Origin of the sequence: Deinococcus sp. Leaf326 (genome assembly GCF_001424185.1) — a bacterium.
In the GTDB taxonomy this organism is placed as follows: Bacteria; Deinococcota; Deinococci; order Deinococcales; family Deinococcaceae; genus Deinococcus.
In genome coordinates, this window is record NZ_LMOM01000039.1 from 1 (window position 1) to 23,683 (window position 23,683).

Annotated in this window: 20 protein-coding genes and 1 riboswitch; of the genes, 8 read left to right on the forward strand and 12 right to left on the reverse strand. The window is 64.8% G+C overall.

Annotated elements, in window-relative coordinates:
* Positions 1-318: 318 nt before the first annotated feature.
* The 4 genes from ASF71_RS13215 to ASF71_RS13230 form a co-directional block, all read right to left on the reverse strand.
* The gene (locus tag ASF71_RS13215; RefSeq protein WP_056300943.1) at positions 319-2,526 is read right to left on the reverse strand and encodes an ATP-binding protein; all 2,208 of its coding nucleotides are present in this window, start codon (positions 2,524-2,526) and stop codon (positions 319-321) included.
* A gap of 239 nt (positions 2,527-2,765) precedes the next feature.
* Complete coding sequence (gene chrA / locus ASF71_RS13220; RefSeq protein WP_056300947.1) at positions 2,766-3,941, reverse strand: chromate efflux transporter; 1,176 nt, start codon at positions 3,939-3,941, stop codon at positions 2,766-2,768.
* Positions 3,942-4,163: 222 nt separating this feature from the next.
* A complete protein-coding gene (locus tag ASF71_RS13225) occupies positions 4,164-4,448 on the reverse strand; it encodes a hypothetical protein (RefSeq protein WP_056300950.1) in 285 nt (94 codons plus the stop codon).
* Positions 4,449-4,844: 396 nt separating this feature from the next.
* Positions 4,845-5,024 (reverse strand): hypothetical protein, encoded by a 180-nt coding sequence (locus ASF71_RS13230; protein WP_156372809.1) that lies wholly within the window; start codon positions 5,022-5,024, stop codon positions 4,845-4,847.
* 850 nt (positions 5,025-5,874) lie between these two features.
* Between ASF71_RS13230 and ASF71_RS13235 the strand changes: the two genes are divergently transcribed.
* From ASF71_RS13235 to ASF71_RS13275, 8 genes are all read left to right on the forward strand, one after another.
* Positions 5,875-6,333, forward strand: a complete 459-nt coding sequence (locus ASF71_RS13235) for a hypothetical protein (RefSeq protein WP_056300958.1) — start codon at positions 5,875-5,877, stop codon at positions 6,331-6,333.
* Between the two features lie 79 nt (positions 6,334-6,412).
* Positions 6,413-6,871, forward strand: a complete 459-nt coding sequence (locus ASF71_RS13240) for a spore coat protein U domain-containing protein (protein ID WP_056300961.1) — start codon at positions 6,413-6,415, stop codon at positions 6,869-6,871.
* A 30-nt stretch (positions 6,872-6,901) separates the two neighbouring features.
* Positions 6,902-7,837 carry a hypothetical protein gene (locus tag ASF71_RS22855; RefSeq protein ID WP_082506017.1) on the forward strand — a complete coding sequence of 312 codons (936 nt, stop codon included), beginning with the start codon at positions 6,902-6,904 and terminating at the stop codon, positions 7,835-7,837.
* Between the two features lie 627 nt (positions 7,838-8,464).
* Positions 8,465-8,887 carry a hypothetical protein gene (locus tag ASF71_RS13255; RefSeq protein ID WP_235514436.1) on the forward strand — a complete coding sequence of 141 codons (423 nt, stop codon included), beginning with the start codon at positions 8,465-8,467 and terminating at the stop codon, positions 8,885-8,887.
* 136 nt (positions 8,888-9,023) lie between these two features.
* Positions 9,024-9,725, forward strand: a complete 702-nt coding sequence (locus ASF71_RS13260; RefSeq protein WP_235514438.1) for a molecular chaperone — start codon at positions 9,024-9,026, stop codon at positions 9,723-9,725.
* A gap of 2,048 nt (positions 9,726-11,773) precedes the next feature.
* Positions 11,774-12,019, forward strand: coding sequence for a hypothetical protein (locus ASF71_RS25170; protein WP_235514440.1), 246 nt, complete (start codon positions 11,774-11,776; stop codon positions 12,017-12,019).
* Between the two features lie 528 nt (positions 12,020-12,547).
* A complete protein-coding gene (locus tag ASF71_RS13270; RefSeq protein ID WP_156372810.1) occupies positions 12,548-13,009 on the forward strand; it encodes a hypothetical protein in 462 nt (153 codons plus the stop codon).
* A 424-nt stretch (positions 13,010-13,433) separates the two neighbouring features.
* A complete protein-coding gene (locus tag ASF71_RS13275) occupies positions 13,434-14,159 on the forward strand; it encodes a molecular chaperone (protein WP_082506018.1) in 726 nt (241 codons plus the stop codon).
* A 127-nt stretch (positions 14,160-14,286) separates the two neighbouring features.
* Here ASF71_RS13275 and ASF71_RS13280 read toward each other — a convergent pair whose 3' ends face one another.
* Genes ASF71_RS13280 through ASF71_RS13315 form a run of 8 tightly spaced genes read right to left on the reverse strand, consistent with a single transcriptional unit; the run spans position 14,287 to position 22,748 of the window.
* Positions 14,287-15,378 carry a GTP-binding protein gene (locus ASF71_RS13280; protein ID WP_056300986.1) on the reverse strand — a complete coding sequence of 364 codons (1,092 nt, stop codon included), beginning with the start codon at positions 15,376-15,378 and terminating at the stop codon, positions 14,287-14,289.
* Positions 15,375-16,922 carry a precorrin-3B C(17)-methyltransferase gene (gene cobJ / locus ASF71_RS13285; RefSeq protein WP_056300989.1) on the reverse strand — a complete coding sequence of 516 codons (1,548 nt, stop codon included), beginning with the start codon at positions 16,920-16,922 and terminating at the stop codon, positions 15,375-15,377. The genes ASF71_RS13280 and cobJ overlap by 4 nt, the downstream gene beginning before the upstream one ends.
* Positions 16,919-17,698: a cobalamin biosynthesis protein gene (locus ASF71_RS13290; RefSeq protein ID WP_056300992.1), complete on the reverse strand. Its 780-nt coding sequence runs from the start codon at positions 17,696-17,698 to the stop codon at positions 16,919-16,921. The genes cobJ and ASF71_RS13290 overlap by 4 nt, the downstream gene beginning before the upstream one ends.
* Positions 17,695-18,468 (reverse strand): precorrin-4 C(11)-methyltransferase, encoded by a 774-nt coding sequence (gene cobM, locus ASF71_RS13295; protein ID WP_056300994.1) that lies wholly within the window; start codon positions 18,466-18,468, stop codon positions 17,695-17,697. Before cobM ends, ASF71_RS13290 begins: the two co-directional genes overlap by 4 nt.
* Entirely contained in the window at positions 18,465-19,214 is a 750-nt protein-coding gene (gene cobI, locus ASF71_RS13300) for a precorrin-2 C(20)-methyltransferase (RefSeq protein WP_056300996.1), read from the reverse strand. Before cobI ends, cobM begins: the two co-directional genes overlap by 4 nt.
* Positions 19,211-20,353, reverse strand: coding sequence for a cobalt-precorrin-5B (C(1))-methyltransferase CbiD (cbiD, locus tag ASF71_RS13305; RefSeq protein WP_235514441.1), 1,143 nt, complete (start codon positions 20,351-20,353; stop codon positions 19,211-19,213). Before cbiD ends, cobI begins: the two co-directional genes overlap by 4 nt.
* On the reverse strand, positions 20,350-21,960 hold the full coding sequence (locus tag ASF71_RS13310; protein ID WP_056300999.1) for a precorrin-8X methylmutase: 1,611 nt from the start codon (positions 21,958-21,960) through the stop codon (positions 20,350-20,352). Before ASF71_RS13310 ends, cbiD begins: the two co-directional genes overlap by 4 nt.
* A complete protein-coding gene (locus ASF71_RS13315; RefSeq protein ID WP_255354743.1) occupies positions 21,957-22,748 on the reverse strand; it encodes a cobalt-precorrin-7 (C(5))-methyltransferase in 792 nt (263 codons plus the stop codon). The genes ASF71_RS13310 and ASF71_RS13315 overlap by 4 nt, the downstream gene beginning before the upstream one ends.
* Positions 22,749-22,868: 120 nt before the next feature.
* Positions 22,869-23,004, reverse strand: a riboswitch (cobalamin riboswitch).
* Positions 23,005-23,683 lie beyond the last annotated feature (679 nt).

Genomic DNA, 23,683 nt, shown 5'->3' on the forward strand with positions numbered 1-23,683 from the left:
CGATCTCGTCGAGTATCACCGGGTTGAGGGTGCCGAGCATCTGCGGCCCTGGAATATTGATCCAGAACACTACCAGAACATGTTGAAACGCTTCGTGCAGCGTGTTCTGCCAGACGTGCGGGAAACCTGACGGAAAGCGGCCGGAGGGTAGCCGTCACCTCGGACATTCACTGAATTTCTCTTGCCGTTGGGGTAAACCTCTATGCTGCCGGAGTCCTGCCACCCAGGAACTCGCGCTTCAGGGCGCGGGCAATCCACGGGGCGGAGTCACGCGCTTCCCTTAGCCCCACTGCCCCACGCCCCCTGTAAGGCAGCCGGCTAGGCCAGCAGCGTTTTGGGAAGAGAAAACCCGAACGTGGCGCCCTCTCCCGGCGAGCCCTCTGCCCAGACCTGACCTCCATGCCGCGTCACGATGCGCTTCACGGTCGCCAGGCCAATCCCGGTCCCGGCAAATTCTTGCTGGGTGTGCAGGCGTTGAAAGGCACTGAAGAGTTTCCCTGCGTACATGGGATTGAAGCCGACGCCCCTGTCCCTGACGTAGATGGCCCAGTCCGTCTCCCGCTCTTCCGCCCAGACCTCCACTTGGACCTCTGCCGCGTTCTGGCTGTACTTCAGGGCATTGTCCAGCAGATGCCTGAAGATCTGCTGAAGCGTCGTCACGTCGCCCTCGACAGTTGGTAACGGGCCGATGGCCCAGGTCACGGGCCGGTCCGGGAACATCAGGGTCACGTCGTTCTGCGCCTGGTCGACCAGCCGTTGCAGGGGCACCACCTGAAGATTCAGTACCGCCCGGCCGGCCCTGGACAGGGTCAACATGGCGTCCAGAAGGGCGTTCATGCGCTCGGCGGCCTCCACGACCACGCCGAGGTGGCGCTCGGCCCGCGCCGGGTTCCCCTGGGCCAGTTCCTTCCCTGCCAACATGGCGAACCCCTCGACGTGCCGGACGGGTGTCCGCAGATCGTGCGAGACGCTGTACGTGAACGCCTCGAGTTCCTGGTTGGCTGCCTGCAACTCCGCGTTCGACCGGATCAGTTCCGTACGGCGTTCCACTCGCTCGATCACGACCCCGAGGTAGTGCACGGCCGTCAGCAGCACCGCCTGATCCGACGCGGTCCACAGCCGTGATTCGAACAGCGGCACGTTGAACAGTCCCCGGACCTGCCCCCCGATGATCAGGGGGAGGGTGGCGTGGGCCGCCACGCCCTGGGCCACTACGCGGTCCACATCTGCACCCGGGTCGTAGACGTCGACGAAGGCCGCCTCGCCCGTCTGTGCGACCTGGTCGAAGCTGGGCGTCTGGCCCAGGGGAAACCCCGTGTCCATGTGGGCCTGTAATGTGGCCGATCTGGATTCTCCAGTCTGAACGCGCAGCCGCCACCGGCCACCCTGGGATTCGTAATAGGCTGCGAAGCCCGGCGGAAGGAGCCTCAGCATGAGGGCCTGGGCCCGCCTGATCAGGGTCAGGGGATTGGGCGTGTCGCTCTGCTCCTCCGTAAGCTGCACCAGGGTATCGAGTTCCCGAGTGCGCCGGTCCAGAGCGTCCCGCTGCCGGGTCAACTCCTGAGCCTGGACCGCGCGCTCCAGAGCCAGACCGAGTCCACGCGCTACCGCACGCACGACCGCCTGATCCCGGGGAGTCCACTGTCTGGCCGTCCGTTTGCCCACCGTGAAGACCGCGCGGACCTCGCCGCCCAGCACGAGGGGGACAAATCCGGCTGCGCCGTATACAGCGGTTTCGGCCGGAGCGCCGTTTTCGGCCTCCCAGTCCTCCATGAAGACCGCCTCCCCGGTGCGCACGGCCTCGGCAAATTCGGGAGCGTCCAGAGGCACCCCCGCCTGGATCTGCGCCACGATCTCCGAACCGACCTCTTCGGACCAGACGGCGCCCCTCCAGATGGCAGCGGCGGCGTCAAGCTCGTAGTACGCCACGCTGACCTCCCTAAGCTGGGCCTGCACGGCCGTCACCGCCTGTTGGGCCAGACGATGCAGGTCGGTGTCGGTGCCCACGGCCTCGGTGAAGCTGACGAAGGCGTCCAGAGCCGTCGCCCGCTCCTCGAGGGCCTGCGTCTGCTGGCGGACCTGCTTTTCCAGGGTGCGCGCATACTCTTCGAGCTGCGCCTGCGCGGCCTGCCGGGCGTCTTCGGCCGCCTTGCGGGCGGTGACGTCACTTGAGATAGACAGCAGGTGGGTAAGCCGGCCTTGGTCGTCGAAGAGTGGCGACACGGTGACCTTCCACCACTTGGGGGTCCCCTTGAAGGTCCGGGCCGCGCCCTCGAACGTCCTGGTCTCTCCAGCGCGGGCAGCGTCGAGCGCCGCCTCGAGCCGTGCGCGGTCGTCGCCTTCCCAGAACGATGTCAGGACGGTGTTCCGGCATTGCCCGAAATCGGCAATCTCCATGACCTCCTGCCCACCAAGATTCATGGTGAGGAGCCGCGCGTCCAGATCGAGCACCTTGATACAGTCGCCACTCGCATCGATGACGGCCTGAAGTTGCCTCGGTGTCAGGGGAGAATCGGAAGACGTCATCTGCCGTCCGGGGAAAGAAGCCAGAGAAACCAGAACATCGGACACAGGATAGGGGAGGAGTCTACCGTGAATAGTACGCAGTGGAGGGGGGAGTGCGGTGCTCTTCCCCCGGAAGCCGTGCCATTGACGGACACAGGCCTCCCATTGCCGGGCGGTAAGGGCCCCTGCAGTGCTTGGCCGCCGGCTCGCCCGGTCCGCGACCTGACTGTCCGCTCATCAAAGTCACAGCGCCGGCCCAGTCACAGGACCAGCGCACCCAGCCCAGCAGCTAAGGCCACCACCACCCACACCGGCCACTTCAGCACTTCTAGCAGGGCGAAGGCCCCCAACACGAACGCGAAGTCTGCTGCCGAATGGACACCCGCCGTGAAGACGGGAGAGTACAGGGCCGCCAGCAATAATCCCACCACGCCCGCGTTCACCCCCCGCAAGACCGACTGCGCCGCCGGTTGGGCCCGCAGTGCACCCCAGAACGGCAACGCCCCCGCCACCAGCAGAAACGACGGCAGAAAGACCGCGCCCAGCGCCAGACCGGCCGCCAGCAGGGCCGGGAGACCTACGGCACTCACCGCGCCCAGATACGCGCTGAAGGTGAACAGCGGTCCCGGCACCGCTTGCGTCGCCCCGTAGCCTGCCATGAAGGCATCTGGCGCCACCCAGCCGGTCGGCACGACCTCCGCTTCCAGCAGGGGCAGCACCACATGGCCTCCCCCGAATACCAGCGAGCCTGCCCGGTAGAAACTGTCCACGAGTGCCAACGCCGGACTGCCTATTACGTCTCTCAGTACCGGCAGAAGCACGAGCAGCAACGCGAACAGGCTCAGAAGCCCCGCCCCCAGACGCCGGGACAGCATGACTGGCAGGACGGCTCCGGGCGCCGCGTCTGCCCCGCGCAGCCAGCGCCAACCGATCAGGCCTGCCGAGAGCATGATGCCCACCTGCGCCGCCGCGTTCGGCAGCAGAAGGGCGGCGATGGCCGCGCCCAATGCAATCAGAACACGGGGCCGGTCTGGCGTCAGGGTCCGCGCCATGCCCGACACTGCCTGCGCGACGATGGCTACCGCGATGATCTTCAGGCCGCGCAGCCAGCCCGCGTCTCCTATATCGGCGGCTGTGCCCACCCCGAATGCGAACGCGACGAGCAGGGCTGCACTGGGCAGGGTGAATCCAGCCCAGGCGGCCAGTGCGCCCCATAGGCCCGCCCGGCTGATGCCGAGGGCCATGCCCACCTGTGAGGACGCGGGGCCAGGAAGGAACTGGCACAGGGCGACGAGGTCGGCGTAGGTGGCCTCGTCCAACCAGCGGCGACGGTCGACGAATTCCGTCCGGAAGTACCCGAGATGAGCCACGGGCCCACCGAAACTGGTCAGGCCAAGCCGGAGAAAGATCAGAAAGACGTCAAGCAGGCGGGACATGGGGTCATGGTAGGAGGAGTTGCGAGCACATGAACCGGGAACTAGGTAGGAGCCAGGGACAGGGATGTGGAGAAGAATCACCGTTGGAGGGGCTTCCCAATCCGGGGTGTCGTGAGCTGGAAGTTGACGGAGTTACTGGAGACCGGGGCCCAACCGCCAGTCGGCAGTTCACTGACCTGACCTATCCGTTGGCCTCTCACTGACTGAGTCCCGAGATCCCTCCTACAGGGACAGACCCCAACGCTCAAGCAGGTGCTCCCGCAGCCATTTTCCCTTGCTTCGCTCACCGCATAAGGCCCGGGCCTCGGTCTCGGCAAGTTGTCCTTGACTGACCTGTTGCTGGACCGTCATCTGGTGCGCCATCCAGGCAGCTTCGGCTCTGGCAACGATCTCCTTGAGGTCGGGCAGCACCTGGACCTGCCGCGTGCAGGCCGCGACCGGTAGCCTTCTATTGCCACCGACATGAAGCAGGCGCCGTACTCCCGTGGTGGACCGGGCAAAGCTCATAGGATGCCTCTGCCCCCGGGGCGCTGCCCGGCGAACTGTCCTGTTCGCCCATACGGCGAGAAGCGTGCGCAGCTCGTCCAGAGCAGGGCTGATCTCTGGGCTACAGCCCAGACGACCAGCGTCTCCTTATCGCATGAGGTGGGGGGATTAAACCGGCTCTTCATCCGGACAGGAATATCAGGCCAGGGCTTACACCCCTCTTTACCCCCACTGCCGGTATCGTTCCCCCCCACATACCTTCAGATGCTCTGCCAGCCGGGCAGACCCCGCACGGCATATTCGGCGTGCGCTGGGTCGTGATGGCCGAAGAGGGCGTCCAAGCATTTGCGTGGGCGCTACGTGATTCGGCTGTAATGAACATATGACAGGCCCGGCTGGTGCAGGTGAGCCACAGCCTCATGATCTGAGGAAGACGTCGAAAAACCTGGCCCTGGGGTTGATGAACCGGCGCGGCGTGTCTGCGAACAGTTGCGCGTAGGCCGCCAGCGCATGGGTAGGCGAGGCGGCGAGCACGGTCAGCGCGAGATGGTCGCCTACCTGTTCCAGAGCGAGCTGGGCGCCCGGGCCTTCGCGCAAGTCCAACAGCGAATGTACTACAGGCGTCTTCAGGCCTGACCAGACCGGAGATGGTGGTGAAGGTAGTGTCCACGTGCCGCCCTGGAGAGCAGTGGGGGCGCTCTGTTTGTACCTGTTGAGTAGCCGGATCAGTGCCCTGGACGACGAATTCGGGGGTGGTTCTGCTGGTGATGCTGAATTCTGGTCGGTGCACACATGGCTTGTGGAGTGCTTTAGTGTTGGGTGCACAAGCGTTGGGCGAGTGCTACGTCACTCCCAGAACCGTTGCTGCGGGGCTGTTTTCGCAGAGGTGGCGGTGGCTGGACAGGGGACGACGTTCGACCTGTGCAATCTGATGGCGATAGTCTTAGGGGTTGGGGCCGGCGTGCTTATCGCTGAAGCCGTTGAACCCGCGTTTCTCGACGCTTGTGGCCTGTGGCCTGACCAGAACACACCTTCATGACTCGCCAGGGCAACCCCTTGCTCAAGCAGGTGAGAGATCGCCATTCCCCCTAGATGGGGGTGGAAGGGAGATCTCCTCCCCAGGTCCCACCAAAAAGAAGATTACCAGGATGGCGTCTCGGCCGCTATTTCGCTGAATGTCAGCCGAGTTCATCATTCCCCCAGGGTCAGATTCTGTCAGAGCGCTCTGGGTAAGCTCAATTCAGTCACATTACATCCTCACCTTTGGTGACTAAGCCACGACGTCTCGTCGGGGGCCGTTGCTGTTTTGCCGCGCTGGGAGGCCGAAAAAGAACAGTGCTCACATCCTTCGCCGTTAACGCTCAATTAACGGACCCCTGGATAGGGTGTTCTACAGAGACAGGAAGCGGGGAAACATTTCCCGAACATTCCTGTTCGAGGAGATGTCATGAAGAAAATCGCTTCTGCTGTTCTCGCCGCTGCCCTGTGCTCCACCGCCTTCGCTGCCGGCACCGCTTCCACCCCTATTACGGTCAATGCCACCGTTCTGTCCTCCTGCACCTTCGATACGGGTGCCACCACAGCTGCCAGCTTTACCTATGACGCCATCGCCGGCACCAGCGGCGCCGTGAACGGCGCCGCGACCCTGTACTGCAACGCCGGCACCACGATCACCACCACCACCGCCACCTCGGGGGCTCTGACGCTCAAGAGCGTGAGCAAGACCGGCACCCTCAACGCGACCTACGCCCTGACCCAGGTGGCCGCCACTGGGGCAGGCGCGGGCAGCTACGCCGGCGCCGACAAGCACACCTACACCCTCGCCGCCACCGCGGCCAGTGGCCAGTGGGCCGCGCCTACCGCGGCCGACTACACCACGACGCTCGACGTCAACGTCACGTTCTAAGCCCAGCGCCCTCTCAGGGGCCTGGGCATGCCCAGGCCCCTGTTCGGCTTCGATTCTCTGACCTGACGAAGGAGTCCCCATGCGCCGCACTCTGTTTCTCTCTCTGCTTGCGCCCACCCTGCTCGGCAGCGCCCTGGCCGCCAGCCCCGCCGTCACCTCCGTGACCGTCAACGCGACGGTCGACGACATCTGTGAGATCACCAGCCCCACAAGCATCGACTTCGCCTACCAGGCGGCCAACCCGGAAGCGGCCGAAGGTACGGCGCTGGTGCAGCTGCGTTGTAACCAGGACACCGAACCCTTCCAGAGCTTCTGGGACGACACTCAGTGGAATGCCGACGGCAGTGTGGATCTAAAGAGTGGCGGCAAGGTGCTGAACCTCATGCTGACCACAGACGACAACCCGACGCCGACGACCGGGAGCGCAGGAACGGGGAGCTACTACACCTACGGTGTGAAAGCGACGGCGAAGGCTGGACAGTGGGGCGCCTCCAACGGCACCTACACGGCGGTCGTTGACTACTACCTCAAGTGGTGATCCCTTCTCTGCCTTGCCAGGAGTTCTGACATGAAAATTACTGCGCCTCTGCTGCTGCTTCCCCTTCTGCTCGCTGCCTGTGGGACCCAAAGTGCCACACCGACAGCGGATGCATCAACCTACTCCGCGGTCATGGGAAACAGTGCAAAACCGAGTGGGCCGACCTATGTTCAGGCCTTTGAGGCCGCCTTTGAACGAGAATTGGTCGCTCAGGGCCTGTCTGGAGTCCTCAGCGCTCAGGCAACGACGCCGAAATCTGCGCTAACGGTCCTGAAGGTGAGTGACACGACGGCGCGCGCGTACATGAAGACGACGTACCCGGCGGCGACCGGCTGCGCGCTCGACTGGGGCGACGGTACGGCGACGACCACGATCACGACGCCCAGCGTGGTGGCGACCGACAAAGCCGACCACACCTACACGAAGAGCGGCACGTACACCGTCAAGCTCACCTGTGGCGCCGACATCAAAACCAGCACCTTCGCAGCAGTCGTACCAATTCAAAATCTAGGATTATTTGAAACTTATTCCAATCGCGATTGGAGTCGTGATAATGACTACTATGATTACAGTTACGCAGGAGCAGTTTATGATAAAGGTTTTTCGTTTATATCGAATAGTAACTACTTTATGAGACAAAGAGGCATTAGTAATTCCCCTATTAGTTTGCTTCTCTTGACATATGGACTTGATAATCAGAATAGCTATTTCAAGCCCACCAACGGTTCACTTTTCAATCTTAACACTATCACTGCTAGCGGTTACTATTCTTCTGCAATTATAACTGGCTATGACATAAGCGGTCAGGTCGTTGGTTCGGTTCGATTTGATAACATTGCCACCAGAGGTGCCCCATTGCTCACGCAAACGCTCAACTGGAAGAAATTAAGTGTAGTTAAAGTAACAAGTGAAGGATTCGCCTACCTAAATCTTGATGACATTTCCGCCACAATTATCGACAATTAGTGATATGAATATGCACCGTAGTCTAAAGTTTTCTGCTAGCTTATTAATTATTTCAAGCCTCTCAATCTCAATGGCACAAACGGCGGCTACTGTGCCTCTGAACGCCACGACCCAGTCGGCCTGCCAGTTCGATACGGCCAACGCCAACGCCACCATTGACCTCCCCGACTACGAGGCCGCCCTCGCCGCCACCTANCTGAACGCCACGACCCAGTCGGCCTGCCAGTTCGATACGGCCAACGCCAACGCCACCATTGACCTCCCCGACTACGAGGCCGCCCTCGCCGCCACCTATGCCTCCGAGCAGGCTCAGGTTTCCGTCAGCGTCTACTGCAACAAGGGYACYCCCATCAGTGCCCGCAAGCTGGCCGGGAACGTCGCCGCCAACTCGGCGGYCACGGCCATCACCCTCCCGCTRACCCTGGAGGGCGTGGCCGGCAGCCCGACTTTCGAGGCCCGTCTGTGGTATACCGCTGGGCCCAGCAATGCGGTGACGAGTGGGGTATTCAAGGGGGCGCAGCGCTACGTCACGGTCATTCGTGCCGGCTGGCCCACTGCCCCGCAGTACCGCGCCCCCACCGGTTTCTACACCGGCASCGTGGACTTCACGGTAGAGTTCTGACTACCATGCCCACTTCCCCTGCGTTTCCCAGGCGTGTGGCCCTGTGCCGCACGCTCCTGGTCTTGTCGCTGTCCGGCTCGGCCCAGGCGGCCTGCACCTTCGGGGCTCCGGTGGTCAGTGCTCTGGGCAGTTACGCCTACGCCCAGGACTGGACACAGACCGTCCAGCTTCCTGTGCAGTGCGACGCGGGCAGTGAGGTGGGCGCYATTCGCCTGAGCAGTCCCGGCGGTGTCCTCGAGGCCGGAACCGGCCGGTATCAGGGTCAGTTGCAGCGCGGCGCCGATACCCTGCGGTACGTTATTCCCGGTGCGGGGCAGTTGCGCGTCGTGGGCACGCAGCTGACCCTGCCGGTGACGGTGCCGGCTGGGCAGTGGGGCGCGCCGACCGGGACCTATGCCGGCACCCTGAGCATCGAGATCGAGTTTTAAGAGTCCCGTCAGACTTTGGCGGGCACACTCCGCCCCATCCCCCACCTGCCGCTGGCGATTGTTTTTGGCGGCCGTCCACAACATCAGACTTCTTTTTCTGCCGTCTTCCCGCCCTGTCCAGAGGTTGTTCATGTCCATGCGTTCCCGTGCATTCCTGCTCGCGGCCCTCCTGGGCAGCGCCGGTTCGGTTCAGGCCGCCCGTTTTGTCCTCAGTCCGGTCCTGCTTTCCCTCGATCCGGCTCAGGCCCTCACTACCTCCACCACCGTCACGAATACAGAYACCACGCCCGCCGAGTTCACGGCCGAGGTCCTCGCCTGGACGCAGCAGGGGGGGCAGGACRTGCTCGTGCCGACCCGGGACGCCCTCGTCAGCCCCGCACGCTTCACCGTCGCCCCCGGCCGCAGCCAGGTTGTGCGGGTCGCCCTGCGCCGCGCGCCGGCGGGTGCCTCGGCCACCTACCGCCTGGTGCTGCGCCAGAGCGTTCAGGCGGCGCCCACAGCCGGCAGCGCCGTGACCATCACTCCCCGGTACGTRTTCAGCCTCCCGGTCTTCGCCGAACGCAGTGCGGCGCGGCCGAACATCGCCGTGAGTGCCGTGCGGCAGGAGGGGGGGACGGCGCTGGTGCTCCGCAACACGGGCGACGGGTACGGCGTCTTCCGCAAGTTGCAGGTGAGTGCCGGTGGCCGCACCGTCGAGGTCGGAAACCAGTACGTTCTGAGCGGCGCGTCGGTCACCTTCAAGCTGCCGCCAGAGCTGGAGAATGCGTCGACCTTCGAGCTGAGTGCAGAGGACGCCGACCAGCGCCCGGTCCGGTTGACGGTCGATGTCCAACCCTGAACGGCGCGCCCTGCCGGTCCTGCGGAAGTGGGGCCTGCTGAGCGCCCTGCTCCTGGGAAATGCGCAGGGACAGGGCGCGGTGCCCGTACCCACCCAGGAGCCGGCCATCTGCGCCGTTGCCGAGGACCTGCCGGAGGTGCGGGTCGGGGACGTGAGTCGGGGGGCTTTTTCCCTGCGGCGATCGGGCGAGACGTTCTGGCTTCAGCAGGACGCGTTGCGGCCGGGCGAGGAACGCTACGGCTTGGAAACGGTGCGGTGCGACGACCTCGGCTTCACGCGCCTGGACCCGGTGCTCGGCGCCCAGTACGACCCGGAAGCCCAGGTCGTGACGTTCGCGCCGCGCCTGGAGCTGCTGGCGACCCGGACGCTGGCCGTGTCCCTGACTCCGGTCRCAACGCAGGGGGTCACTTCYCTGCCCCTGTATGCCGTGGATTATGGGCTGAGTGCTGCCCGGTTCTCGGGGGGGAGCCTCGCGCAGCAGGGATACCTCCGCGCGTCCTACGCGAACGGTCCCTGGAGCGCCCAGTTGGGACTCGCCGAAGCCGGAGGGTCCGGTCGGGCGACCGAGATCGGCGTGAGCGCGTCCACGCGCTACGACCTTGGTCCGGACCAGTCCCTGGAGGTAGGCCTCAATATCCCGGCGCTGCTCACCGGCAGTGTGTCCGGGTTCAGCGGCGTCCAGGGCCAGTTCTTCGGGCAGACCGGGCGGGTGCTGGAGACCTTCACGGTGGATGTGCCGTTGGGCGGCCGGATCGGACTCAGCAGCGGAGGGCGGCCGCTCGGTTCCTGGACGGTCGAGGCGGGGCGGGTCGTCTTCCGCAACCTTCCCCTCGTCGGAACGAGCGGAGCAGTCCTGGCGGTCATCGAGGACCCGGCAGGCCGCCGGGAGCAGGCCCAGAGCTACGCCTTTCCTTCTGCCGTGCTCGCGCCCGGAAACTACGGCGTRATTGCCGAGGCGGGGGTTTTAGACCGCGCCGCCTACGCCCGGACCCTCGTGCGCTATGGCCTGGCTCCGGCCCTGACGCTGGACGCAGAGGCCGGTCTCCGGGCCGGTGAGKTTGGGGSGCGYGTGAGCGTGACGGCGGCCTCTRCRACTGGYGTGRTGAGCGTGGGTCTCGTGCATCACCTCGACGGGCTGACTACGGCCGCCACAGTGGACTATGGCGGCCGCYTGGGCCGTTTYGGCCTCGGGCTCAGCGCGCAGCTGCCACTGGGGGATCTGGCAGCCTCCCGCGCCGCCGCGAGCATAGGCACCGAACTGGGCGGATTCTCCACAAGTATGAGCGTTGGCTACGATCCCAGACAGCTCGGCTGGTACGGAGGCGCGCAGGTGACGGGCGCCCTGTCGCGCGCCGTGCGCCTGAGCGCGGCCGGGCGTGTGGGAACGCAGTCGAGCACCTTCAGTGTCACGCTGGGGTACGAGCCGGACGACCGCTGGCGGGCCGCAGTGAACACGGTCGCCACCCGGAACGGCCCCGCTGTCCGGGCGTCGGCGACCTATCAGCCGACGCCGGATCAGGCGTGGAGCCTGGCCTACGGTGCAGGGACCGGCTAYGCCGAATACCGCCGGCGCGGCGCAGCGGAACTGGTCGTGGGCGCCGGGACGGGCGGCGAGGTGAGCGCCACGGTGCGCGGCACGCTGGCYTATGCGGCGGGGCGGGTCTATGCCAGCGCAGCTCAGCAGGGCAACGTATCGGTGCTGCTGGAAACCGGTGTTCCTGGCCTGGCGATCTATGCCGGCGGCCTGTTTCAGGGCCGGACGGACRCGGCGGGAACCCTGGTGTTCTCGGTGGCGAGTACCGATACGGCGGACGTACAGGTGGACGTGGATTCACTTCCCCTGGAGGTGAACCTGAAGGAGGCCTCGCTGCCCCTGGCTGGACTGACCGCGCGGGCCGTGAAGGTCGACTGGCGGGAGAACTTCGGGCGGTCGCGGATCGTGGACTTCCAGGGGCCGGACGGGCAGGACGCCGCGTATGGAACGGCGGTNCATGAGGGCTCCAGAAAAAAGGGTGAGATGGGGACTGGGGATCAGGCGAGCGCGGGCCGTGAAGGTCGACTGGCGGGAGAACTTCGGGCGGTCGCGGATCGTGGACTTCCAGGGGCCGGACGGGCAGGACGCCGCGTATGGAACGGCGGTACTGGGTGGGGAGCGCTATGAGCTCGACGCCTTCGGCACGGCGCTTCTGCCGGTCGCCGTGACCGAGTTGGTCGGGGAACTTCAGCTGGCCGACGGAATAACCTGCGCAGTGCGTGTGGCGCAGGATGTCCAGACCGCTCGCTGCACCCGCTGAATTCGGACCGCAAGATGCTGAACGGGCTGAACTACAGGCTCCGTGTCAATGACGGAGAAAGATGATCCGCCGCCCTGATCCTGATCTGAGGAGATAACTGACCCTCTGATTTGAAAAGTTTTTCAGGGCTTATTTTCTTCCTGCGAAGAGGGTTAACGGAGAAATAACAGGGCGCAATCTATTGTGAATGCTGGAGAGATGTTCAGGCAAAAGCGTCCGTGAACACCTTTCCTGAGTGGTGACATTTGTGAGATTTGATCTTTCGTAGAAGTGCTGACTGATTGTTAGAGAACATGGCCAGAAATATAGAGGCAGTTCGGTAGATGATGCCGAATTGATATTTACCCGATCATTTTTTACTAAGATTTTTATTATATCCCCCAACAGGTGTATTGAAGTTTTCTAAATACTAAGATAAAATTTCTTCATTCGGTACTCAACCAGAGACCATACGGACGATCTGGGATGCCAAATGTGGATAAGTTCATTCGCTGAATAAAAATTTCGCTGGAGTTCAAGGAGATCATTGTGAAAAAGCTACTCGTTGTTGCTGCTGTTCTTCCCCTTCTGATGTCTGCCGCGCTGGCTGGTAGTGTTTCGAATACCATTCCTGTGAACGCCACCATCGACAGTGCCTGCATTTTTGATGGTGAAAGCACGGCGCTGTCGTTTCACTACGATGCGGTAAACGGAATCACCCAGCAGGAGGGCGGTCAGTCGGCGACCCTGTACTGCAACTTCGGAACCATGATCGTGGATGACCGCCACGGCATTACCATTGATACGGTCGAACCAGTGAGTCCTGGCGGCAATACCTTGAGGGTCGCCTATGACGTTCAAATGCAGGATGCCGGGGGAACTTCCCCTGGTGCTCAGTATTACGGTGCGGATGCCCGGTACTGGACCGTCACGGCCACGGCTGCAGCCGGCCAGTGGCAGCCCGACACCGGCACCAAGGAAGGCAGCGTCACCATCAACGTTTCGTTCTAAAGTAAAAGAGTCAAGGTGCAACCGTGTGGTTGCACCTTGACTCTTTGCTTGGTGGACCGAGTTGGAAGAGATTGAACGGTATTCACTGGTATACAGGTGCCGCCTGAAGTCGGGAGTCCTGTATGCGTCGTGGTCCGACTTCTGTCGTTTTTATGTTTACCAAGAAACGACGTTCAGGGTTTGCAGCCTGTGGGGCAGAAACAACGTATTGAGCGCGCAACAGGGAAGGGCCTGGCTAGACAGCCTCCCTGTCACAGTCTAGGCTGCTGTACGGCTATCTGCACTTTCGTTGGCTCTGTGCTGTCTTGCTGATGCTCGCCCATAACCTCAGCAGACCCTGAACGTCGTTTGTAAAGTCGGACGGGTTCGGAGCGTAGCTCAGTCCGCGGCCTAATCCGTCTTTTGCCGTATCGTCAGGAGTGTAATGAGTCCTTTGAGAACCGCAACGTTGATTTGTCTGCTTCTGGGGACATGTGGAAGGTCCGAAGCTGTCAAGCTGGCGTTCAATCCCACGCTGCTTGAGGTCAGTACGAACCGGAGTCCCACGACTTCGACGCAGGTCACCAATCAGGATTCGGAACCTATGGATTTCACGGCCGAGGTCCTAAGGTGGACCCAGAAAGACGGTCAGGACTTCCTGGAACCGAGCCGCGATGTCGTCGTCAGTCCTCAGAAGTTTGTCGTCCTGCCCGGCCGTTCTCAGACGGTCCGGGTGGCGGTGCGTCTGCGTGGGGGAGACCTGGATTCTGCCTACCGGCTGGTCCTGACCGCTGTGCCGAAGGCCCCGAAGCCCGGTCCTGCCAACGCTGCGGAACAGATTACGAATACGGTCCTCACCAATTATGCCTTCCGTATTCCACTGTTCGTGACGAACGGCCGGACCCAGTCCAATCTGAGCTTCACCCTCAACCGGCAAAGCGCCGTCACGACACTGGGTATCATCAATTCTGGGAACGGCGTAGCGATCCTGAGAAATATTGCCCTTAGCTCCACCGCGGGCAAAAAAGTGTTGGGAAATACCTACGTGCTTCCCCAGTCGACGAAGGAAATCACTGTGGAAGGCGGCGTGGGGGGCACCCAGAAAGTGTCCGTCTCCTATGAAGAAGGTGGTGCGAGTCGGTCCAAAGAGATCGGTCCGGCTTCCCCCTGAGGCGATGAGAGAGAGCGGACTGGAGAGGGCAGGTGCCCGTCCAGTCCGCCCGAGTGTCCCTTGACCCACGCCTTACTCGACTTGAAAGCCGGGGCCGGTTCTCGTCCAGCCCTCTGCCTCAGGTGCCTCAGTTCCAAGTCTGCGGCAGCGATTTCTGCAACGCTTCGATAACTTTCTTGCGGCTGATGTGATAGCCGATGAAGACTAGTTCGTTGGGTGCGCCGCCCCTCGCGGCAGCGGGCAGGGCCTCAATCCGTGAGCGTACGGCCTGCACCGCGTGCCGACGGCCCTGCGTGTCCTGTACGAAGCCTTTGACCCGCAACACCGGGAACACGCGCGCCACATTCTGCACGGTGTTGAGCAGCGCTGTCAGGTCCTGCGGCTCGGAGCTGGTGAGCCGGAAGGACTGCCAGCCCGGATCATGCTCGTGGAAGTGCTGGTGGGTGCTCAGGCTATGCACGTGCGCGTCGAGGTCGCCGTGCGTGTGACCATCCAGCGTGGTGTGGTCGTGCAGCGGAGCCGCGAGGTCGCCGGGCGTACCGCTGACGGGCCCGGCGTGGGTCACCGCTCGCCGGGTGCCGTGCATGTTGAGCCCCAGCGTGAGCTGCGTGTCGAGCCGCGCACCGTAGGCCAGCTCCAAAAAGCGCACGCGCGGCGCGCGGTGACGCACGTCGGCTTCGGCCTGAAGCAGCGCGGCGTCGTCCAGCCCGTCTATTTTGTTCAGCACGGCCACGTCGGCGTATTCGAGCTGGGCGTCGAATACCGACGCGGCGCTGGCCTGGGCCGCGTCCTCATCAGCACTGAACGCACCTTCCAGCAGCAGCGGCGTGTCCACGACCACCAGCGTCGCGTCGAGCAGAAAGTGTTCGGCAAATTCCGGCATCTGGAGCGTGACCATCACGGCGGTGGGCACGGCCAGCCCGCTCGTCTCGATGAGCACGTGGTCGAAGGCGTGGCGGCGCGCACTCAGGGCGTGCAGGGTCGCTGTGAAGGCGTCGCCCTCGCCCCCATAAGCCAGCAGGCCGCCGTGAACGTCGTGCAGCTCGACGCCCTTCTCGCGCGTGTCGAGCAGCGGCGCGTCGATGCTCACCTCGCCGAACTCGTTCACGATGACGGCCAGGGTGCGGTCGTGGGTCTGGGCCAGCAGGTTGTTGAGCAGTGTGGTCTTGCCACTGCCCAGAAAGCCGCTGACGATGGTGACGGGGGTTTTGGTGCTCATACCAACTCCTTGAGGGACTGTAGCAGTGCTTCGGGTGAAGAAAACGCGCCTGGAACGGTTTCGGGGCGGCGCACCACGATCAGGGGCACGCCCAGTTCGCGCGCGGCGCTCAGCTTGGCGGGCAGGCCGCCCTCAGTGCCGCTGTCCTTGGTGACGACCGCGTTGACGCCCCACGCCCGCCACTGCGCCACATTGAACTCGTGCGAAAATGGGCCGACCATCGCGCTGACGTTGCAGGGCGGCACGCCGAGTTCCAGTACGCGGGCCATGACTTGGGGCTGCGGCGTCACGCGCACGAAGACCTCGGCGGCGGGGGCGGCCTCGCGGAAGGCAGCGAGATCCTTGCTGCCGGTCGCCAGGAAGACCCGGCCATGCGGCGCGGCCATCCGGGCGGCGTCCACGAAGGAGTCGGCCAGCACCACGCCGTCCGGCAGCGGGTTGGGCAGGCTAGAAGGCCGCTCGTAGCGCAGGTAGGGCACGCCCAGTTCGGCCGTGATCTCACGGAGCTGCGGCGTGATGATCCCGGCATACGGGTGCGTAGCGTCCACGACCGCCCGCGCCCCGCGCAGCGCGCGCCGCCGCGCCTCGGCTCCGGCAGGACCGTCGTACAGGCGCAGGTTCGGATGCGCCGGGGCCACCTGCGCGCCCAGTTCGGTCGCGACATTCAGGACGACCTGTTGCCCGGCTTCGGCCAGACTCAGGGCCAGGGCATTGCCGTCGCGGGTGCCCCCGTAGACCCAGATCGCGCCTTCGGGAAGATCATGGGTCGGCGCAAGCTCGGGCGCGGTGTCCGGTTGCCAGTCGTTGTAGCCGCGCGGGGTATACATCCAACGGCCTTTGCGCTCGGTGAAGCGGTTGCCGATCACCACGGTGGTGAGCATGTCGAACTTCTGTTCCAGCAGCTCGCCCAGCGTGGTCACGCGCATCTCCTGATCCTCGCGGTAAGCGTTGCGGACCACGCCGCACACCGTCTCCGGGCGCTTGTGCTCCAGCATCACGCGGAGGACGCGGTATACGCCCTCCTGGCGGGCCTTGCTCTGCACGTTGTACAACACGCAGGCGAGGTCGGCCTCGGCGATGTGGCGCGCGCGGTGCTCGATCCACTCCCAGGGGCACAGCAGGTCCGAGAGACTGAGCGTGGCGAAGTCGTGCGTCAGCGGCGATCCCAGCAGGCTCGCGCAGGCCGTGGCGCTCGTGATGCCCGGAATCACTTCTACCCCGAAGTCGGGCGACTCGGGCAGGTCCTCGAAGACCAGCCCCGCCATCGCGTACACGCCGATGTCGCCGCTGCTCACCAACGCCACCCGCTGCCCGGCCTGGGCGCGGGCGATGGCGAGGCGGGCGCGTTCCTTTTCCTGCGTCAGCGGCGGCGTCAGGACTTCCTGGGTGGTGATGAGCGGCGCGACCCAGCGCAGGTACAGGTCGTAGGCCACGATCACGTCGGCCCGCAGCAGGGCGTCGCGCGCCCGCTCGGGCACCAGCGAGAGGTCGCCGGGGCCGACCGAGACGAGGCTCAGATGCCCGGTGCCGGGCGGCGCGGTCATGCCTGTCCTCCGGCGATCTGCTCGGTTGGCCGCCAGCCCCGGTCCTCGACCACCGCGACGGTCACGCCGTTCAGGGCTGTTTTCGGCACGATCAGTTCGCCGCGTGGGCTGGCGAGCAGGGCGCAGGGTTCGCACACACCGGGCAGCCCCACGTTCTGCTGCACCCAGTCGCTGGGCTGCGTGACGTAGGCGCGGCCCGCCAGATCGGCGCGGGCGAAGACCCGCAGCGGCAGCGTGTGCGTCTCGCAGTAGGCCAGCAGTCCGGTTTCGTCGGCCTTGAGGTCCACGGTAGCGACCTCGCGCACATCACTCAGCGGGTGGCCCGCCAGCGCGTGCGTCACCGCCGCCGCGATCTGCTCGGCACTCACGCCGCGCCGGCAGCCGACGCCCAGCGTGAGGGGTTTGACGGCTTCGGTGGCTGTGGTCACGACCGGCACGGCCCCGGTGGCGCGTGCCACGGCGTAGGCCAGGGCGTTCGCGCCGCCCTCGTGCCCGCCGAGCAGGGCCACGGCGAAGCGGGCCGCGTCGTCCAGTACGACCACAGCCGGATCGGTGTGCTTGTCGCGGGGCAGCCCGGCGATAAACCGGGTGGCGATGCCCACCGCGCCGATCAGCACCCAGGCTTGCGCGCCCGCAAAGGCGGCACTGAAGGCGTCCAGTTGCCGCCCCGCGTGCTGCCAGGGGCGGTGCAGCACGGCGTTGAACTGTAGGGCGAGGTGTTCGGCCAGGGCTTCCGTCTCGCGGCGCACGGGCCAGAGGGCGAGGGGGGCGGTCATTCGCCGTCCTTTACGGCCCGCCGGAAGCGGTGCGCGTACTCGGGGGCGTACAGGCGGCTGCCCTCGGCTTCCTCCACACCCGCCAGCGCGGGGCTGACGATGAGCATGGTGGTCAGTGCCCACTCGCTGGGACGGATGTCGTCCAGTACGGTCCCCAGCGTGGCGACGTGGCGGCGTTCCTCCGGCTGGCTGGCGCGCTGCACCAGGGCCACCGGGGTGTCGTCTGGGTAGCCGGCCCGCAGTTCGCCCACGATTTCGGCCAGTTGGTTGCCTCCCAGGAACACGCACAGGCTGGCCCCATGCGCGGCCAGACTGGCGAAGTTCTCGCGCTCGGGGACGGGGCTGGCGCGGCCCGACATGCGGGTCAGGATGATCGTCTGCGTGACGTTCGGGCGGGTCAGTTCCGCCCCCAGGGCGGCGGCGCTGGCGGTGAAGCTGCTCACTCCCGGCACCACTTCATAGGGGATGCCCAGCTCGCGCAGCGCCCGCATCTGCTCGGCGGTCGCGCCGTAGATGGCCGGATCGCCGCTGTGCACGCGAGCTACGTCCAGCCCTTCGTCCTGCGCGCGTCGGTAAAGGGCCACCTGCTCGTCCAGGTTCAGCTCGGCGGTGTTGTAGCGCTCGGCATCCGGGGCGGCGTGTTCCAGCACGGCCTCCGGCACCAGCGATCCGGCGTACAGGATGAGGCGGCAGGCCGCAAGCAGCCGCGCCCCGCGCACGGTGATGAGGTCGGGCGCTCCCGGCCCGGCCCCGATGAAATAGACCTTCATTTAATCTCCTTGAATCTCTGCGGCGGCTGCCGACGGATCAGCAGCACACTCAGGTAGCCCAACTTTTCGGCGTCCGGCACGCCCGTGCCCAGGCTGGGCAGCACGACCTCGCCGTCCAGGCCCAGGCGGTGCGCCAGCGCGCAGTGTTCGGCGATGCCCAGCTCGTCCAGCAGCGCCAGCACGCCCGGCAAACGCCGCCCGACTTTCATCAGCACGGTGAGGTCGTGGCCCAGGAGGTCGGCGCGCAGGGCGTCCAAGTTGTCCGGGCAGGGGAGGATCAGCACTCGCTCCTTGCCCTCGCCCAAGGGGAACCCGGTCAGAGCCGCCGCCGTGGCGTAGCTCGTGACGCCCGGCAGCACGCGCGTGGGCAGGTCGGGCGCTTCGGTACGCAGGGCCGCTACCAGATAGCCCAGCGTGGAATAGGTCATGGCGTCCCCGATGGTCAGGTAGACGACCTGTTCGCCCCCCCGGCCCCGCGCGGCGATTTCGCGGGCCAGGGCGGCGTAGTGCTCCCCGATGCGCCTGTCGTCACCGTCCATCAGGAACTCGACCTCCCGCACCCGGTCACGCGGGAAGTCCAGGCCGCGCAGGGCGTCCAGCGCCACCGAACTGTCCGACACCCGCGAGCGCGGCGCGTAGATCACGTCTGCCCCCTGAAGCGCCCGCAGCGCCGCCACCGGGAGCAGCCCTTCCGGGCCGGGGCCGACGCCGAGGCCGGTAAACCTGCCCAGTTTGGAAGGGGTCACGCCCCGACCTCCGCCGTACCCAGCCCCGTCCCGTCCAGCGCGAACAGGGCCACCCGGACGCGGCGCGTGGCCGGAGCGCGGGCTTGCAGGGCGGCGGCCACCTGACGGGCAATTTCTGCCCAGATCTCTGTCCCCCTGGGGTGCGGGGCCAGCAGTTCTGCGCAGGCGTCCACTGTGTTCGCCCCGGCGAGGGCGGCCACACCCTCCGGCTCCAGGCCGATTGCCGCTGCCACCTGCGCCACCGCGTTCATCGCCATGCCGCTGTGTTGGCTGTGGGTGTTCCAGTCGCCGTTGAGGATCTTCGCCAGCTTGCCGGGGTGCCCGGCGATAAGCAGCAGGGGCAGCGGGTAGTCCGTTTCCACCAGCGCCAATTGCAGCGCGTCCAGTGCCGCACCGACGAAGTTACTCATCTGCACGATATCCGGCCCCGAGACCCCCAGCGTCTCCCGGGCGTAGTCGCGGCCCAGCTTGCCGGGGGTCAGCACGATGGCGTTCGGGCGGCCATGCACTGCCACGCGCACGTAGACCTCGACCGAGGCCATGTACGCTTCCAGGCTCATCGGCTCGACGATGCCGGTCGTGCCCAGGATGCTGATGCCCCCCACGATGCCTAAGCGCGGGTTGAAGGTCCGCCGGGCGATGGCCTCGCCGTTCACGCAGCCCACTGTGACGGCGTAGGAGATGTGCCCGGCCACCTCCTCCGCTGCCTGCCGCAGCATGTCGCGTGGGCCGGGATTGATGGCCGCCTCGCCTACCGGCACGCGGATGCCGGGGGCGGTGACGGTGCCGACGCCCTCGCCGGCGTGGAAGGTCATTTCTGGAGTGGTTTGCCGCACTACCTTCACCCAGAGGGTCGCGCCGTGCGTGGTGTCGGGGTCGTCGCCGCCGTCCTTGACCACCTCGGCGTAGGCCCCGGCATCGGTCAGGCGGGCACCCTGCACCGGCACACTCAGCACGAACTCACCGCCCGGCAGGGTGATGTCCACTTCGTCTGGGGTCTGGCTGCGTTCCAGCAGCAGCAGGGCTGCCTTGAGCGCCGCCGTCGCTGCGCTGCCGGTCGTGAAGCCTCGGCGCAGGCCGTTGCCGGCGGGTCGGGAGAGGTCATAGCGTGCAGGTGTCATCTGGACTGCGAGGCTCACACGCTGCCCTGCACAGCGGACGGACCGGCAGCCTGCGCAGCTTCGGCCTGGGCTGCACTGACCGCCGCCAGTCGGTTCTGTGCCTCGATCATCAGGGCATTGACCACGCTGCTCGCCCACGGACTGCCGCCGCGCGTGCCCGCGTTGGTGATCCGGGGGACGCTCAGGCAGCCGCGCAGCGCCGCCTTGCTCTCCTGTGTGCCGACAAATCCCACTGGCAACCCGATGACCAGACCGGGTCGCCAGTGCCGTTCGCGGATCAGGCGTACGGCCTCGAAGATGGCGGTGGGCGCGTCGCCAATCGCCACGATGCAGTCGTTCCCGAACCTCTCGTAGGCCCGCCGGATGCCGGAGGCCGAGCGGGTCAGGCCGGTTTCCTGGCTCATCAGGTGGGTTTCGGGGTCGTGGACACCGCACCACACGTTCACGCCGAGGTCTCTGAGGTTCTGGCGCTTGAGGCCGCTCTGCACCATCGTCACGTCGGTCACGACGGTCAGGCCGCGCAGGATCGCCATGATGCCTGTCTCGGTCGCGCCCGGTGAGAAGTACAGGTCGTCCACGATACCGGGGTCGCCCGCCGTATGCACCAGCCGCTGCATGGCGTAGCGGTCGGACGGACTCACCACGTCCCAGTCGCGCAGCCCCTCGATAATCCCGAAGGACGCCGCCTCGATGGGGTGCGGCTCGTAGGGCGGCATGACGCGGGGGGCCGCTGGCGCCTCGGCCCGCGCCAACAGCCCGCGCACGCCGCCGTGGTGGCCGACCTGCGGCGCACCCACCTGCCCCTCATAACCCACCACGGCCACGCGGTACTTGCACAGTGAGCAGTTCATGTGCCCCTGCCCGAGTGCGCCCTCTTGTGCCCGTTCCAGAAAGACCTGGGCCACCTTGGGATTCGGTCCCAGCGGCCCGGCGGCCAGGAACTGCGTGCGTGGCCAACGTTCGGCGGCGGCGGCCACGGCGGCGTTTACGCGGTTCAGGAGGACTCCCCCGAACAGCAGGTAAGGCAGTACCACCACCCGCTCGAAGCCCAGCGCGGCGGCGCGGGCCAGCGCGGTGGTCAGGTCGGGTTTGGCCGTGCCGGTATAGCCCACCAGACTCGCGCCGTAGCCCAGCCCTTCTTCCAGAAAGCGGGCGAGTTTGTGCACGTCGCCGTTGGCGTCGGGGTCGGTCGTGCCCCGCCCGGCGACCAGCAGTAGCGTGTGGTCGCGCCGCACCTCACCTGTGGCAGCCGCCTCGGCGGCGATCAGGCGCTCGCGGCAAACCTCCAACAAGAGGGGATGCAGGTCCAGCGCTGCGCCCGAATGAAAAGTCACGCCGGGGTGTTCCTCACGCAGGACTTTCAGCTCGGCAGGCAGGTCGTTCTTGGCGTGGGTGGCGGCCAGCAGTACGCCGGGCACCATCACGACCTCGCGTGCGCCCGCCGTTACCGCCGCACGGGCGGCTTCATCCAGCGTGGGTGTATTGAACTCCAGGAAGCCGTGGGTGACGATCCGGGCTGGGTCCAGTGCCCGGACTTCCGCGACCAGTTGTTCGAATTGCGCCGCGCTCGCCGGATCACGGCTGCCGTGTGCGGCGAGGAGGACAGCGTAGTCGTTGTCGGTCACGCCTCCCCCTCCAGTCCGGTGGGCATGGGGGCCAGGGCGCGCAGGAGCAGGATGGTCATGTCCGAAAACTCGTTCTCGGCCAGTTCGGCCAGGTTGCCGGTCCACTCGGCCTCGGTGCGTGACAGGTTCTCCCACACCTCGGTACGGTGTTCCGGTGGCAGGCCGCTGCCGAGCAGGTATGCAGCAACATCCTTCGGCATGAAGTCCCAGGGGCGCGGAATGACAATCGCGTTGCGGCCTGCCGCCAGTACGTCCTTCAGGTGGGTTTTGAACGGTGTCAGGTCGCCCCGGCGGTGGAAGGTCAGGAAGGTCGTCTCGTCGAAGCAGACCCGCCCCTTGCTGGCGAGCATCTGGGCACTCGATATGCCGGGCACGGTCTCGACCTGATGCCCGCAGGCGGTCTCCACCCGTTCCAGAAACTGAAAGCCGCTGAAATGGATGTCACCCATGAAGACCACTACGCAGCGTTGTCCGGCATGGTGAAGTGTAGCGACCTCAGCCAGCTTGGCCACTTGATCGCGGTAGCCCATCGTGATGACCTGGGTGGTATCGGGGATCAGGGGCTGGACCACGTTGACGACAGCGTCGAATCCGGCGACTACATCTGCTCCCGTGATGAGGTCGCTCCCCTTGCGGGTCAGGAAATCCAGGTGTCCGGGCCCAGCGCCTATGCAGATGATCATGCGTGACCGTGTGGAGAGGGAACGATGTGAAGAGCTGTTTGGGGTAGGGAAGAAGACATATGAAGCTCCGGCGTGCGGGGAAACAGCAGCCGGAAACGGGAGCACATCTGAAAAGAGCCCGTTCCAGCTGTGGGCCGGAGCAGACGTGTCTCTGTGCTATAGGGCACGTGGATAGACGAAAGGCTCGTTGTTGGCCCTCTGACAGCGAGAGGTTCCTGGCCGTATGAATGGCCTGGTTTCCCTGAGAGGCATTCGGGCTGACAGAGTGGACTCTGATTACCGTTGCGCGACAGCGCCGGACTGGGTGCGTTTGAGCGCAGCTTCACCGGACTTCCCCTAACTCAGGTCCGCGTAGGCTAACAGGTTTCTGCTGTAGGTGGGTTATTTATATTTATACGAGACTTGTGTCGAGCCGTACTTTGATCTACTACTGAATTAGCGGTCAGATAATGAGGCCTAATCAAAGTGATTTATGCACATTGATAGACATACAGAAATCACGCCTCAGGCACAGGCAAAGGCGAGTTGGTATTCGGTGCATCAGCGCCAGTAGGAGTGCTCCGTCATGGTAGCTGTGACAGCGGCTTTTGCCTGTGCTGTTTCGGCTATTCTTGATCATGGTGGATGCTTAGACGGAGTTCAGGGCGAGCTCCGAATTATTTAGCAGCAGTTGATGACTCAATGCTCAGCCTGATTGAACTTGCTGAGATAGGGACTAGGTATGTAGCCTTAGCACAGGAAGCACAGGATCGTATTTCGTATATTTGTATGTATAATAATTATGCACGAAATACAAGTTAGACATCCAAGCACCACTGCCCCAAGAAGAGCGCTGCACCAGCGTTCTAATCTGTACATTCGTGGGAAGCAACTGCCAATTCAGTAACAAGACATCAGAAGCAGGGGAAGGGCATAGGCACTGTTTCATGCCTATGCCCTTCCTCAGAAGTTGCACCTCGCGTAGGACAATGAATAGCCGTGCTGGCCGAGAAATTCTGCGTTTTTCGTGAAGAAGTGCAGCAAGCGGTTGAGATACAGCT